We start from the raw sequence: 13,897 nt of genomic DNA, 5'->3' as shown, positions 1-13,897 counted from the left end.
AGTTGCAAGCCCCAGATTCTTGTCGCCGAGCCATTCGGTGACGGCATCTTCCGTATCGGCCACCATCAGCGGCGTGCCGTCGGCGGACATGACGAGCTGATAAAGCTCGGTGTCGTTGAATTCTGCGTCGTGGATCATGTGCGAGAGCACGAGGCCGGAGACCGGCTTGATATAGGCCACCGCGCTGCCGCCAAGGGCAGCGAACTGGGCTTCGGTCAGGTGCCGAAGCGGGTGCACATCGGCCGGAACGGCGTCGGTATTGCGTCTATCCATCATTTTTTTGGCCCTTTCCTTTACAGCGAGCGAATGTCGATACGGCGGGCAAGCTTGGGCGCGCGAGGACGCTCAAGAGCAATAACGAGCATGCCATGGCTCAGAGTTGCATCTTTCACGATCATTCCATCGGCGAGGAGGAAGGTGCGCTGGAATTGCCTGGCGGCAATGCCCCGGTGCAGGAATTCCCGCCCCGGCTCATCCTTCTGCTTTCCGCGAACATTGAGCTGGTTGTCCTCGCTCATCACTTCCAGCTCAGATTCGGAGAACCCGGCAACCGCTATGGAGATGATGAAGCGTTCCGACCCGTCTTCGCCGACGGTGCGCTCGATATTGTAAGGGGGGTAGCCGTCCGCAGACCGGGCAAGCCGATCGATCCTTTCCTCAAAGCTGTCAAAGCCGAGAAGAAAAGGCGCGGAAAAGACCGATATACGCGACATCTACGCCGTCCTTGTTCAAGCAAGCAACGAATACTGTCGACCCAAAGTTCTGGCATCGACAGGCTGACGCAGATATGGGTCCTATGGCCTGCCTGTTCAAGCCTGAGAGGCCTCTCATGAGCCAGTCCCAGACCGTCGCTGTCATCACTCCTGCCTTTCGGGCCCAGGACACCCTGCCCACCACGGTGCAAAGCGTGCTCGCCCAAACCCATGCGGACTGGCAGCATTTTGTCATTGCCGATGACGGGTTCGACTATGCGGCGTTTCTCGATGGGCAGGGCCTGCGCGACGAGCGGCAGGTTTTCATGACCAGTGGCGGCACGGGCACCGGTGCGTCACGGACGCGAAACGTGGCGCTGGAACAGTTGACCGTGCCCTATGTCGCCATTCTCGATGCCGATGATCGCCTGAAACCGCAAAAGCTGGAACTGGCCGTCGCGGCGCTACAAAACCATGCGATCGTGACGACAGCGCTCGATGTCATGACGATGGAATTCGATCACCTGCGCTATGTCGGCGATGGCCCCGACCGGGAACTGACGCCGGGCGAGCACAAATGGGTGAGCCTTTCCATGGATTCCATGGTGGTCTGGGATCGGACGAAGACCGACGCCCGCTATGATCCGACGCTGAGCAATATGACGGACCTGGAATTGCTGCTGCAGCTTTATGGCAGGGCGCCGCTCTCCATGCATCTGGGTACGCCGCTGCATGACTACATCAAGCGCGATGGCTCGATGAGCAATGGCAAGGATGTGGCGGCAGGGATGATTGCCAGTAAAACCGAAATCCTGCGGCGGCTCGAAGCCGGCTTCTATGGGCTTTCGGCGGTGAATGTGGCTGGTGTCGCGCGATTCCTGCGCGTGTCGCTGGCAGCCGAGGCGGCTTACAATGCGGCGCTGGCGGAGCAGCCGGGCCTGCTGTTCGAAAATCACATCGAACCGATGCTGAAAGCGGCGCGCGCCTAGTCGAGCAAAAGCTCAAGAACGTCGGCGTGGATGTCCTGCCAGTCCTTTTCGCTGATCGGATAAAAATCGAAACCGCGCAGGGTGGCTGCGCCTTCGACCGCAAGCAGCGCCAGGCGCGCGCGGCGGCCTGCCGAGGTCGTCAGGTCGAGCCGGCTCATGACTTCGGCATAATAGTCCTGGGCGCCTTTGCGATATTGCGGCGAGCGCATGAAATTGGCGATCAGGGCCAGCGAGCGTTCGGTGACCAGTTCGCTTGCCCCCTTGCTGCCCAGCACATGGGCCCGCACCCGGTTTTCCGGTGTATCGCCGGCTGAAGCCAGAAAGGCGTCACCGATCGCATCCATGGCCGCGAAGGCACGGGTGAAGAGCGCGTCGATCAGCGCGTCCTTGCTGGGAAAAGCATAGAGCACGCCGCCCTTGCTCACGCCGGCTTCGGCGGCGACGGCATCCATCGTCAACTGGCCCGCGCCGTCCCGCAGCACTACGCGCTCGGCTGCATCGAGCAGGGCGCCGCGATCAATTGTCTGTTTTCGGCCCATAACGCCCTCTTTTCAATCCGTCCAGACGGATTTATATAGCCAGCCATCCGGCAGCGATAGGCTTGTCTGCCAAGAGGAACTGAAAATGTCATCCCCGCGCAACCGCTGGCTGGTGCTTTTGGCCGTCATGCTGGCTTTTCTTCCTGTCGTCATCGACATGACGATCCTGCACATCGCCGTGCCCTCCCTGACGCTGGCCCTCGGCGCGAGTGGCACCGAGATTCTGTGGATCATCGATATCTACCCGCTGATGATGGCGGGTCTGCTCGTGCCCATGGGCACTCTGGCCGACCGCGTCGGGCATCGGCGCATGCTTCTTACCGGCCTTCTGGTCTTTTTGGCCGCGTCCGTCTTTGCCGCCTTTGCACCAAATGCCGCGACGCTCATCGGCGCCCGCGTGGCCCTAGCCTTTGGCGCCTCGATGATCATGCCCAATGTGCTGGCCATCATTCGCCAGACCTTTGAGGATTCGAGGGAACGCGCCTTGGCGTTGGGCCTCTGGGGTACGGTCGGATCGGCCGGCGCGGCATTGGGCCCGCTGGCCGGCGGCGCCTTGCTCGAGCATTTCTGGTGGGGTTCTGTCTTCCTCATCAACGTGCCTGTCATGATGGTGGTCTGGCCGCTGGCCTTCTTTGTCATTCCCAAGCGCGCGGTGACCGCCAGCGGCAACTGGACCATCGGCCAGGCACTGGTGTTGATCGCCGGTCTGATTGCGACCGTCTATGCCATCAAATCCGGCTTCAAAGCGGGTAGTTCGCCCGCGGTGACTGGTATCACCCTTGTTGCCGGCATCGGCCTTCTCGCCTGGTTCGTGCGCCAGCAGATGCGGGCTGCCGAACCCATGCTCGACCTCAGCCTCTTTTCCCGCCCGGCGATCAGCATGGGCATGGTCATGGCCCTGGTGGTCTGCGGTTCGCTGGCAGGCGTTGAGCTGACGGTGGCGCAGGAACTGCAGTTCGTTGTCGGCTATAGCCCGCTGCAAGCCGGTCTTTTCATGCTGCCGCTGGTCATTGCCTCGGGCATTGGCGGACCGCTCGCCGGCCTTGCCGTGGGCTATGCGGGGCTACGTATAGTGGCTGTGGTTTCGCTGGCGGTTGCGGCGCTGAGCCTGGCTGGGCTGGGGTTCAGCGACTTTCACAATCCCGGTTTTGGCGTGATCTTGTTGATGGTCGCACTCGGGCTTGCCCTGAGCATAGGTCTCACCGCATCGTCGATCGCCATCATGTCGAGCGCCCCTGCGGAAAAGGCTGGTGTTGCGGGTTCGCTCGAAGGCACGGGCTATGAACTGGGGGCGGGCCTGGGCATCACCTTCTTCGGCGTGCTGCTGGCCTCAAGCTATTCGAGCGCCCTGCGCATCCCTGCCGATCTGGCGCAGAACCTGCCCGAGGGGGCAGCACACTCGATCGGGGAAACCATGTATGCGGCTGAACAGCTCGGGGCCGCAGGTGCCCCGCTGGTCGAAGCCGCGCGAATGGCGTTTTCGGATGCCCATGGCATGGTGTTGTTGAGTGCGGCGAGCCTGATCGGCCTGCTTGCTGTCGCGGTCTTTGTCGCGCTGCGGCACTATCGCGATGCTGATGCCACGGCAACAGCGCATTGATCGCAAGAAAAAGGGCGGCCGATTGGCCGCCCGCTTTCAAGATGAACGCCGCGCTCAGAGCGCGTAAAGCGTCACGCTTGCGCCGTCGTCGCTCCCATCAATGCCAACGATCTGGTTCAGCGTAAAACCCTGCTCCTGGATCGAACGGCTGATGGCCGGATTGTTCTTGATGCGCTGGTGCAGCGCGGCCACGTCGACGTCGATGGCGAGCGAACGGGCCTCGGCCGGGTTGACCGTCAGCACCGTGGCATAACTGGCATCGTCGAGCGACTGCAGCGAAACATTGGTATCAAAAGGGTTGGCCATGGCGGCGCCGGCAGAGGTGGCAAGGATTGCGGCAACGGCAACAGCTTTGATAAGACGCATGATAGTCTCCTGTTTGGAATTTACTGCTCTTTTTGGGAGCATGCAGGACTACGCCTGAGACCGTTGTCGGGTTTCATGAATGTTCGGTAAGGTGGAACACTGATTTGTGTGTGATCCATCTGCGCATTCAATCGTAGGCACGCACCAGCGCCAGAGGCCCTTGCCTTTACCCGTCATTCCCCCTATAGAGCGCCATCTCCGGATCGCCCGGCCAAAAGGCATGCCGTGGCGGTCTTTGAAAGCGATGGGCTCGCAAGAGCCTGTTAAGACCAATAAGGACCCGCAAAATGCCCAAGATGAAGACCAAATCCGGCGCCAAGAAGCGTTTCAGCTTCACCGCTACGGGTAAGGTGAAGGCCGGCGTCGCCGGCAAGCGCCACCGCCTGATCAGCCACAACGCCAAGTACATCCGCACCAACCGCGGCACCAAGATTCTGTCCAAGGGCGACGCGAATCTGGTGAAGTGGTACATGCCGTACAACCGCTAAGCTGGAAGGACACTAAAGAATGGCACGCGTAAAAAGAGGCGTAACCGCCCACGCCCGTCACAAGAAGGTCTTGAAGGCCGCCGAGGGCTATTATGGCCGTCGTAAGTCTACGATCCGTATCGCCAAGCAGGCCGTCGAAAAGGCCGGCCAGTACGCGTATCGCGATCGTCGCGTCAAGAAGCGCAACTTCCGCGCTCTCTGGATCCAGCGTATCAACGCTGCCGTGCGCGAATACGGCCTGACCTATAACCGATTTATCGACGGCCTCAGCAAGGCTGAGGTTGCCGTCGACCGTAAGGTGCTGTCCGATCTCGCGATCACCCAGCCCGAAGCGTTCGGCGCCCTGGTCACCAAGGCCAAGGCTGCTCTGGCGTATCTTGCAGACGTGGACACCGTTACCCACGCCCGCGTTACCGCCTAAGCTAAACCTACCTCGCTGAGGTCGAAATTGCGCCTTGCGCCACCCCGAAAGGGGCTGGCGCGGGGCGTTTTGTTTTGGTCTAACCGCACCTGAATTTTCACCGAGAGCTCCCCATGTCCTTGGAAACCCAGATTGAAACCCTGCGCGCCGAATTGAGCGCTGCGATCGCCACTGCCGACACCGAAGCCGCGCTCGATACCGTGCGTGTCGCGGCCCTCGGCAAGAAGGGTTCCGTCTCGGCCCTGCTCGGTACTTTGGGCTCCATGGCTGCAGAAGACCGGAAAAGCGCGGGCCCGGCGATCAACGGCCTCAAGAACGATATTGCTGGCCTCATCGAAGCGCGCAGCGTGGAACTGAAGGGCGCAGCGCTCGAGGCCCGGCTCAAGGCCGAGACTGTCGATGTGACCCTGCCGCTGCCGCCGGCGCCGACCGCCAAGGGCCGCATCCACCCGATTTCGCAGACCATCGACGAAATCACCGCCATCTTCTCGGACATGGGTTTTGCCATTGCCGAAGGGCCGGATATCGAGACCGACTACTTCAATTTCACCGCGCTGAATTTCCCCGAGGGTCACCCGGCGCGCGAAATGCACGACACCTTCTTCATGAAGCCCGGCCCGGACGGGGTGAAGAAGGTTTTGCGCACTCACACCTCGCCTGTGCAGGTACGTGTGATGCAGAAGACCAACGAAAAGCCGGCTGCGTCCTACCTGACCCCATCGCAGGATCCGCCGATCCGCGTCGTCATGCCCGGCCGCACCTATCGCAATGATAGTGACCAGACGCACACGCCGATGTTCCACCAGGTGGAAGGCCTCGTGATCGACAAGGATTCGCACATTGGCCAGCTCCGCTGGGTGCTCGAAGAATTCCTGAAGGCGTTCTTCGAGGTCCCGAGCGTTACCCTGCGCTTCCGCCCGAGCTTCTTCCCCTTCACCGAGCCGTCGATGGAAGTCGATGTTCAGTGCGACCGCTCGGGGTCGGAAGTGAAGATCGGCGAAGGCAATGATTGGCTCGAAATTCTGGGCTGCGGCATGGTGCATCCCAATGTGCTGCGCAATGCCGGTCTCGATCCCGACGTCTACCAGGGCTTTGCCTGGGGCATGGGCATCGATCGCCTCGCCATGTTGAAATATGGCATGCCCGACCTTCGCGCCTTCTTCGACGCCGACCAGCGCTGGATCGAGCATTATGGGTTCCGCCCGCTCGATCTGCCGACGCTGTTTGGTGGGCTTTCGAGCTAAGCTGAGATGGCCGCGCTCCCGCCCGAATATGCCAATGCCATCACCTTCAGCTTCGGCGACTCGCCGGAGCTCAACGAGGAATTGCTTGGCTTGGTGCTCGCCGGCAAAAAGACCGCGACCTGCGGGGCGCTGCGCGACTATGAGGAGGGCAAGGAAGCCATGCCCGTGGTCGGGCGGCGCGATGTCGTGCTCAACGGCGCGGGCGAGCCGGCGGCGGTGATCGAGACGCTGTCGATCGAGATCATGGCCTTCGATGCCGTCGACCCGAGCTTCACCGACCTTGAAGGCGAAGGTCCCTACGCCAAATGGCGCACGGAGCACGAGGCTTACTTCTCGCGCACTGGCGGCTTTGCGCCAGACATGCAGGTTGTATGTGAAAAATTCCGGCTGGTGACGGTGCTGCCGGCGGGCCGTGAACTCTACAATCGCGTGGCGCGGCCGATCTTTGTCGTGACCGACATCGAATCCGATGGTCCGACGCCGCTGCACAATTCCATGCTGAGCTTTGCTTCGGTGGCTATCGAAGCTGACGGCACGCGGCATGGCGAGTTCGAGGCCGTGCTAAAGCCCAAGGCTAACCGCACACAGAACGAAATGACCATGGACTGGTGGAAGACCCAGCCCGAGGCCTGGAAGGCGGCGACCGAGGGTGCCGAAGACCCAGCAATTGTCATGCCGCGCTTTGCCGACTGGGTGGAAAGCCTGCCCGGCCCCAAGGTTTTTGTCGCCGCACCGATGATTTTCGATGGTCTCTGGATGGACCATTATCTCGATGAATATGCCGGCACGCGGGCGCTGAGCGGTCCCTTCAAGGGGCGTCAGATTTTTCGCGGGGGCGGCGTCTGCCTCTACACCATGGCCGGAACGCTGCGCGGCGCGCCCTATCTCGATTGGGGCATGAGCAAGCTGCCGGCCGAATTTTATGGCCATATTCCCCATACCCACCGAGCCATCGACGATGCCCGCGGCTTTGCCAATGTGCTCGTCGAACTCTTTCAACTTTCGTCCGCGCTGCCGCCGATCAACGGCAGCAAGAGTGACTTCCGCTAAGGTCCCAAAACATGAAATTCACGCTTGATTGGCTCAAGGAACATCTCGAGACCACGGCCTCGACCGAAGAGATCGGCAAGGCGCTGACCATGATCGGCCTTGAAGTGGAAGGCATTGAAAGCCAAGGCAAGGCGCTCGAAAAGTTCGTCATTGCCCATGTGGTTGAGGCCAAGCCCCATCCCAATTCCGACCATCTCAATATCTGCAAGGTGGATGCAGGGACCGGCGAACTGATCGACGTTGTCTGCGGCGCGCCGAACGTGAAGACGGGCATGAAGAGCGTCTTCGCTTTCCCCGGCACCTATATTCCGGGCAAGGATTTTGAGCTGAAGGGTGGCGTCGTCATTCGCGGTGCACCGTCGAACGGCATGCTCTGCTCGGCTGCCGAGCTGCAGCTTTCCAACGACCATGACGGCATCATCACCCTGCCCGACGATGCGCCGATCGGCCAAAAATATGTCGACTATGCTGGCATCAATGGCGTGGTTTTCGATATCTCCATCACGCCCAATCGCGGCGATGCGACCGGTGTCTACGGCGTGGCGCGCGATCTCGCCGCCTTTGGCCTGGGCACGCTGAAGACGACCGATTTTTCCCCGGTGCCATCCAAGGGCAAGAGCCCGATTGCGCCGCTGCCGCATCAGTTTTCGGGCGATGAGCCCAAGGCGATCCGGAAGTTTGCCGGGCGCTATATCGCCAATGTGAAGAACGGCCCGTCGCCGGACTGGCTGCAGGCGCGCCTGCGGTCGGTGGGCCTGCGTCCGATCAACACCATTGTCGATATCACCAACCTCGTCTCGCTCGGCTGGGGCCGGCCGCTGCACGCCTATGACGCCGACAAGGTCGAAGGCACCATGGTGCTGCGCAATGCGCGCAGCGAAGAGTTCGATGCGCTCGACAACAAGATCTATACGCTCGACGAGACCATGACGGTTATCGCCGACGACAAGGGTCCGCTCTGCCTCGGCGGCATCATGGGCGGTATTCGCTCGGGCGTGACCGACGAGACCACCAATATCTTCATGGAATGCGCGAGCTGGGACCCGGAACTGATCGCGCGCTCCGGTCGCAAGACCGGTATTGTGTCCGATGCGCGCTATCGTCTCGAACGTTCGGTTGATCCGGCTCTTACGGAACCGGGCATGGAACTGGCGACGCGCCTGGTGCTCGAACTCTGCGGCGGCGAGCCGATGGAGCCGGCGATCTCGGGCGAAGACGTCTTTGCCAACACCACGGTGGAATTCCCGCTCGGCGAAGTGCGCCGTCTGACGGGCCTCGAAGTGTCGCCGGAGAAGATCGAAGCTATTCTCGCAGCGCTCGGTTTCGTCGCCGAGGGTTCGGGCGACAAGCGCACGGTAAAGGTGCCGAGCTGGCGCCCGGATGTCACCCAGAAGGCTGACCTCGTCGAAGAGGTCATGCGCATGGTTGGCGTCGACAATGTGCCGGTGGAGCCGCTGGCGCGTCTCAACCACGTGGCACCGCGTATTCTGACCACCATCCAGAACCGTCGTCGCATTGCCCGTCGCGTTCTGGCTTCGCGCGGTCTTGATGAGGCTGTGACGTGGTCCTTCATTTCCAATGCCGAAGCCACGCGCTTTGGCGGCGGTACGGAAGATCGGCAGCTCGCCAATGCCATCGCCTCCGACATGACCGACATGCGGCCATCGCTGTTGCCGGGCCTGCTGGCCGGTGCGCGGCGCAATGCCAATCGCGGCTTCGCCGATGTGAGCCTCTTCGAAGTCGGCCAGATATTCCTCTCCGACAAGCCCGAAGGCCAGCACACCTATGCTTCGGGCGTGCGCACCGGCACCGCCAAGATCGATGGCGCTGGTCGCCATTGGTCGGGCAAGGCCGAGGCCGTTTCTGTTTGGGATGCCAAGGCCGATCTTGCTGCGGTGCTCGATGCGCTGGGTGTCGATGTCGACAAAGTGCAGGTGCTGCCAGAAGCTGCGAGCTGGAGCCATCCGGGTCGTGGCGGGCGGTTTGCGCTGGGTCCGAAAGTGACGCTCGGCTGGTTCGGCGAGCTGCATCCGGCGCTGGCGGCGGAGCTCGATATTTCGGGGCCGGTTGCAGCCTTCGAAATCGACCTCGATGCCCTGCCGGAAGCGCGCAAGAAGGCGACCAAGACCAAGCCGGCGATTGACTTGAGCCAGTTCCAGCCGGTTTCCCGCGATTTTGCTTTCGTGATGGACAAGGGCGTTGCGGCAGCGACGATCCTGCGGGCGGCCAAGGGTGCGGACAAGGCGCTTATCACCGATGTCGGTATCTTCGACGTCTTTGAAGGTGTGCACGTCGGCGAGGGCAAGAAGTCCGTAGCCATCGAAGTAACCCTGCAGCCGCGCGACCGCACGCTGACCGATGAAGACATCGAAAAGGTGTCCTCTGCGATTGTTGCAGCCGTGACCAAGACGACCGGCGGCGAACTGCGGAAGTAGTTCGCTCGTCCATCTACGGTGTCATTCCCGCGAAAGCGGGAATCTCTGTTTCGAAACGGAGGTCCCCGCTTTCGCGGGGATGGCAGTTCCGTGGGTGCTTTTGCATTGGAGACAAACCAGTGTCCCGTACCGACGCCATTCTGAAACGCCTGTCTGGGCTGCATCCGAAACTGATCGATCTCAGTCTCGATCGTATGCTGCCGCTCCTGGAAAAGCTGGGCAATCCGCAGGATCGCCTGCCGCCCACGATCCATGTGGCGGGGACCAATGCCAAGGGCTCGACGATTGCCTATCTCCGCGCTTTCCTCGAAGCGGCGGGCAAGAAGGTGCATGTCTATAACTCGCCCCACCTTGTGCGCTTCAACGAGCGCATTCGGCTGGCGAGCGAGCTGGTTTCCACCCGAAAACTCAATGCCGCGTTGGAAGAGGTGGAAGCGATCAATGCCGGGGCCGGGATCACCTTCTTTGAGGTGACGACGGTGACAGCATTCAAGCTTTTTGCTGAGACGCCGGCCGATTTTCTGCTGCTCGAAACCGGCATGGGCGGGACTTACGACACGACCAATGTCGTAAAACATCCGTTGGGCACGATCATCACGCCGGTCGATTTCGACCATCAGGGTTTTCTGGGCAAGACGATTGCCGAGATCGCGTCCAACAAGGCCGGCATTCTGAAGCGCGGCTCCAAATCGGTGATGGGTATCCAGCGCGACGAAGGGCACAAGGTGCTCGAGCGCGCGGCGCATCGGCTGGGGATCACGCCGCTCTGGCAGAGCGAGGATTTTCATGGGTCGGCGCAGGATGGACGGCTCGTCTATACCGACGAGGCTGGCATGCTCGATCTGCCGCCGCCGGCGCTGCTCGGCCCGCACCAGTTCGACAATGCAGCCCTGGCCATTGCGGCGGCGCGGCACTTTGAATTGCCGGCCGATGAAACGGCGATTGCCGAAGGCTTGCGCAAAGTAACCTGGCCGGCGCGCATGCAGCCGATCCGTGAGGGCAAGCTCCGGGAAATGCTGCCGGCGGGGCATGAGCTTTGGCTCGATGGCGGACACAATACGCATGGCGCTAAGGCGCTGGCGCGGACCATTGTCGAATTCGATCGTGCCCGTCCGGCGCCGCTGGTGCTGATTATGGGCATGATGAATACGCGAGATCCCGGCGAGTTTCTGGAAGCTTTTGGTGACTTCAAGCCGCAGGTATTGGCGCTGACCATTCCGGGCGAGCAGAACGCTCATCCGGCGGAACACATCGTGTCTCGCGCGACCGATGTCGGCTTTGATGCACGGCCACTGCGCTCGATCGTGATGGCGCTGAAGGCGGCCGCGGAGGTGCCCAATGCCCGGGTGCTGATCTGTGGATCGCTCTATCTGGCCGGCGACGTGCTCGCGAAAAACGGCACGCCGCCGAACTGATCGGCTTTAGTACTTCGCCTGCTCACTACCACAGAACGGGTCGACTGGGCTGGTGCCGGTGAAAGGCACCCGGCCGAGAAGCGTGTCGAGAACAGCCTCCTGGATCGCATCGCTCGAGCCATACGCGTTGATATAGGTCGACACGCGCGGCGCGTCGTAGAGGTAGTAGGGGAAGCCGAGCGACACCATCAACGTCGGCACTTCGTGCCAGTGGCGGTGCATGGCGCCGAAGACCGAGCCGGTGAGGCGCTTCCAATCGAGGAAAATGCGGCTGCGGGTGAGGAGGGTTTCCTCGGCGAGAAGATAGAGCACGAGGTCGTAATCAGCAGCACGGACGGCGAGGTCCGGCGTGTGAACGGTCACCTCAAAGCCTTCCTGCGTCAGGCGATCGGGCAGCGAGAGCGGGATCGGCATGGGCGCGAAGGGCTGCACGGCGCCGGTCGAGTAGATCAGCACGCGCTTGTATTTTGCGGGAGACAGCGGCAGCAGATTGGCCGTGTCCTTCACCAGCGTCGGCATGCGCGCCGTCACCTCTTTCGCCTTGGCGAGTTTTTCCGTCGTCGCGACGATGCGGCTGGCCGTATCGAGATTAGGCTCGGGACGCTCCTTGTGGAGCCCCAGCGCTGCCTTGAGGGCCAGTACGCGCGTAACCGCCTCGTCGACACGCTCCTGCGTCAGGCGGCCGTCGGCTACGGCTTTGACGAGGCGCATCAGGTCGCCATTGGGATCGTCCGAGAACAGGATAACGTCGCAGCCGGCGATAACCAGTTCGGGCAGGGTTTCATCGCGTGGACCCCAATCGCCGAGGCCGGCCATGGGGGTGGCATCGGAGACGATGAGGCCCTGGAAGCCGAGGCGTTCGCGGAGGAGGGTTTCGTTGAGGAGGCGGCTCAGCGAAGCCGGGCGGAAGGCTTCCGAGGTCGCTTCAGGATCAAGCTCACGCACAAAGTCCGGGAAAGCGATGTGCGCAGACATGACGCTCAAAACGCCGGCATCGATGGCCGAGCGATAGAGCCGACCGAATTGTTCTTCCCATTCAGCAATGGTCAACGGATTGATCGTGGTGACGAGGTGCTGGTCGCGGTCGTCATAACCTTCGCCGGGCCAGTGTTTTACGGTCGCGGCGACGCCATTGGCCTGAAAGGCGGCGATCTGGGCCAGGGCGTGGCGTTCGATCTTGTCGATGTCGCTGCCATAGGAGCGGGTGCCGACAATGGCGCTGCGCCAGGCAGCGTTGATGTCGATGACCGGGGTAAAACTCCAGTTGAGCCCGACAGCGCGCGCTTCCTCGGCCATGATGGTGGAGATGGCGGTGGTCGCTTCCACGTCGTCGACGGCGGCAAGGCCGAGCGGGTTTGGCACCGAGGTGCCGAAAGGCAGGCTCATGCGGCTGCCTTCGAGATCGGCGCTGACCAGCATGGGCGCGGGGCCAGCGGTGTCGAGCTGGCGGGCAAAGCTGATTTCGCTGGCGAGATCATCGGAATAGATGCGGGTAATGCCGCCGGGACGGAAGGCTTTTACCGCTTCGAGAGCGTCGTCGACTGGGCCGCGGACGAGAAGCACGAAAAGTTGGGCCAGCTTGTCGCGCGGGGCAAGACCGTCCCGGGTCGCATGCACCCAGGCGATGGCCTCGTCGTCGAGGTTGAAGGGCGCTGCAGACAAGTCGATAGGGGCCAAGGCATTCTCTCCAGACGGGCAGTCATAGGGTGCGATAGTGCTAGCAGAGCCTGCTGGGCTCTGCCACTGCCCAACCTCACGGGTTTGTGAGGCGAATCTATGGAGCGGGGAGAGGGCTCATGCGGCGTGCGATTCCAACCACTTGATGAGCTGGACGCGGCTTTGTCCCGCCCCAACTTTCACGTCCACCGGCGCGCCATCCTTGAAGATGATCAGCGTCGGCATGGCGCGAACATTGTAGGCGACAGTGATTCCGGGATTGGAGTCGACGTCCAGTTTGACGATCTTGAAATCGGCAGCCAGCTCTTCGGCGAGCGCGTCGATGGTGGGCGCCATGGCCTTGCAGGGCGGGCACCACTCGGCCCAGAAATCGACGAGCACCGGACGGTCGGATTCAAGAACTTCGGCGGTAAAATTGCTGTCGCTGACATGGAGGGCCATGGGTCACCTTTCATCGGCTATGGGCGATGAAGTTAGGCGCGATTGCCGGCCGAGGGAAGAAATGGCGTTTTATGCTTTTGAGCCGCCAAACAAAAAAGCACCGCCGGACAGGTCCGGCGGTGCTTTGCATTAGTTATATCGCTCACTCTTAGGCGGCGTGGCCTTCGAGCCACTTGGTGAGGCCAGCCTTGGGGGTGCCGGCACCGATCTTCATGTCGGCGGCTTCGCCGTTCTTGAAGAGAATCATGGTCGGGATGGAGCGGACGCCGTACTTCACGGTGGTCGACGGGTTTTCGTCGACATTGAGCTTGACGATCTTCACCTTGCCCGAGAGTTCCTGGGAGAGCTCATCAAGGACGGGGGCGATCGCCCGGCAGGGCCCGCACCACTCGGCCCAGAAGTCAACCAGAACGGGCTCTTGGGAGTTGAGGACTTCCTCGCCAAACGTGGCGTCGGAAACGTGCTTCGTCATTTATTGTGCCTTTTGGGTTGAAAGCGGTGGGTTGTTTGCTCCCAAAGCTGGTGAGAGTCCAGCCTTAG

15 protein-coding genes are annotated in these 13,897 nt (G+C 61.6%); 8 read left to right on the top strand and 7 right to left on the bottom strand.

Features of this window, described 5'->3' with window-relative positions:
- Together J7557_RS17945 and J7557_RS17940 are read right to left on the bottom strand one after the other, a co-directional pair.
- Window positions 1-276: DUF1150 family protein (locus J7557_RS17945; protein ID WP_291421402.1), on the bottom strand; the 276-nt coding region annotated here is incomplete at its 3' end.
- Between the two features lie 17 nt (window positions 277-293).
- Window positions 294-713: an Hsp20 family protein gene (locus tag J7557_RS17940; RefSeq protein WP_291421401.1), complete on the bottom strand. Its 420-nt coding sequence runs from the start codon at window positions 711-713 to the stop codon at window positions 294-296.
- Between the two features lie 116 nt (window positions 714-829).
- On the opposite strand from J7557_RS17940, the gene J7557_RS17935 reads away from it, so the two are divergent.
- Window positions 830-1,681 carry a glycosyltransferase family A protein gene (locus tag J7557_RS17935; RefSeq protein WP_291421400.1) on the top strand — a complete coding sequence of 284 codons (852 nt, stop codon included), beginning with the start codon at window positions 830-832 and terminating at the stop codon, window positions 1,679-1,681.
- Here the strand turns inward: J7557_RS17935 and J7557_RS17930 are convergent.
- On the bottom strand, window positions 1,678-2,220 hold the full coding sequence (locus J7557_RS17930) for a TetR/AcrR family transcriptional regulator (protein ID WP_291421399.1): 543 nt from the start codon (window positions 2,218-2,220) through the stop codon (window positions 1,678-1,680). The genes J7557_RS17935 and J7557_RS17930 overlap by 4 nt on opposite strands.
- 85 nt (window positions 2,221-2,305) lie before the next feature.
- Here J7557_RS17930 and J7557_RS17925 point away from each other — a divergent pair, with 85 nt between their 5' ends.
- A complete protein-coding gene (locus J7557_RS17925) occupies window positions 2,306-3,820 on the top strand; it encodes an MFS transporter (RefSeq protein ID WP_291421398.1) in 1,515 nt (504 codons plus the stop codon).
- Between the two features lie 54 nt (window positions 3,821-3,874).
- On the opposite strand, the gene J7557_RS17920 is transcribed toward J7557_RS17925, so the two are convergent.
- Complete coding sequence (locus tag J7557_RS17920) at window positions 3,875-4,186, bottom strand: hypothetical protein (protein ID WP_291421397.1); 312 nt, start codon at window positions 4,184-4,186, stop codon at window positions 3,875-3,877.
- A gap of 287 nt (window positions 4,187-4,473) precedes the next feature.
- Here J7557_RS17920 and rpmI point away from each other — a divergent pair, with 287 nt between their 5' ends.
- The 6 genes from rpmI (at window position 4,474) to J7557_RS17890 (ending at window position 11,239) form a co-directional block, all read left to right on the top strand.
- Window positions 4,474-4,674: a 50S ribosomal protein L35 gene (rpmI, locus tag J7557_RS17915; RefSeq protein WP_291421396.1), complete on the top strand. Its 201-nt coding sequence runs from the start codon at window positions 4,474-4,476 to the stop codon at window positions 4,672-4,674.
- Between the two features lie 19 nt (window positions 4,675-4,693).
- Window positions 4,694-5,095: a 50S ribosomal protein L20 gene (gene rplT / locus J7557_RS17910; RefSeq protein ID WP_291421395.1), complete on the top strand. Its 402-nt coding sequence runs from the start codon at window positions 4,694-4,696 to the stop codon at window positions 5,093-5,095.
- A gap of 113 nt (window positions 5,096-5,208) precedes the next feature.
- Window positions 5,209-6,339: a phenylalanine--tRNA ligase subunit alpha gene (gene pheS / locus J7557_RS17905; protein ID WP_291421394.1), complete on the top strand. Its 1,131-nt coding sequence runs from the start codon at window positions 5,209-5,211 to the stop codon at window positions 6,337-6,339.
- Window positions 6,340-6,345: 6 nt separating this feature from the next.
- Window positions 6,346-7,389 (top strand): ASCH domain-containing protein, encoded by a 1,044-nt coding sequence (locus tag J7557_RS21510; protein WP_367272911.1) that lies wholly within the window; start codon window positions 6,346-6,348, stop codon window positions 7,387-7,389.
- Window positions 7,390-7,400: 11 nt separating this feature from the next.
- A complete protein-coding gene (gene pheT, locus J7557_RS17895) occupies window positions 7,401-9,824 on the top strand; it encodes a phenylalanine--tRNA ligase subunit beta (RefSeq protein ID WP_291421393.1) in 2,424 nt (807 codons plus the stop codon).
- Between the two features lie 119 nt (window positions 9,825-9,943).
- The gene (locus tag J7557_RS17890; RefSeq protein WP_291421392.1) at window positions 9,944-11,239 is read left to right on the top strand and encodes a folylpolyglutamate synthase/dihydrofolate synthase family protein; all 1,296 of its coding nucleotides are present in this window, start codon (window positions 9,944-9,946) and stop codon (window positions 11,237-11,239) included.
- A 6-nt stretch (window positions 11,240-11,245) separates the two neighbouring features.
- On the opposite strand, the gene J7557_RS17885 is transcribed toward J7557_RS17890, so the two are convergent.
- The 3 genes from J7557_RS17885 to trxA (J7557_RS17875) all read right to left on the bottom strand — a co-directional run bounded on the left by J7557_RS17885 (window position 11,246) and on the right by trxA (J7557_RS17875) (window position 13,829).
- Window positions 11,246-12,916: a glycoside hydrolase family 3 N-terminal domain-containing protein gene (locus tag J7557_RS17885; RefSeq protein WP_291421391.1), complete on the bottom strand. Its 1,671-nt coding sequence runs from the start codon at window positions 12,914-12,916 to the stop codon at window positions 11,246-11,248.
- Between the two features lie 117 nt (window positions 12,917-13,033).
- Complete coding sequence (gene trxA, locus J7557_RS17880; RefSeq protein ID WP_291421390.1) at window positions 13,034-13,357, bottom strand: thioredoxin; 324 nt, start codon at window positions 13,355-13,357, stop codon at window positions 13,034-13,036.
- Between the two features lie 148 nt (window positions 13,358-13,505).
- Entirely contained in the window at window positions 13,506-13,829 is a 324-nt protein-coding gene (gene trxA, locus J7557_RS17875) for a thioredoxin (protein ID WP_035084460.1), read from the bottom strand.
- Window positions 13,830-13,897 lie beyond the last annotated feature (68 nt).

It is taken from the genome of Devosia sp., assembly GCF_017744655.1.
Classification (GTDB): domain Bacteria; phylum Pseudomonadota; class Alphaproteobacteria; order Rhizobiales; family Devosiaceae; genus Devosia.
This window is presented reverse-complemented; position numbering and strand designations above follow the sequence as displayed.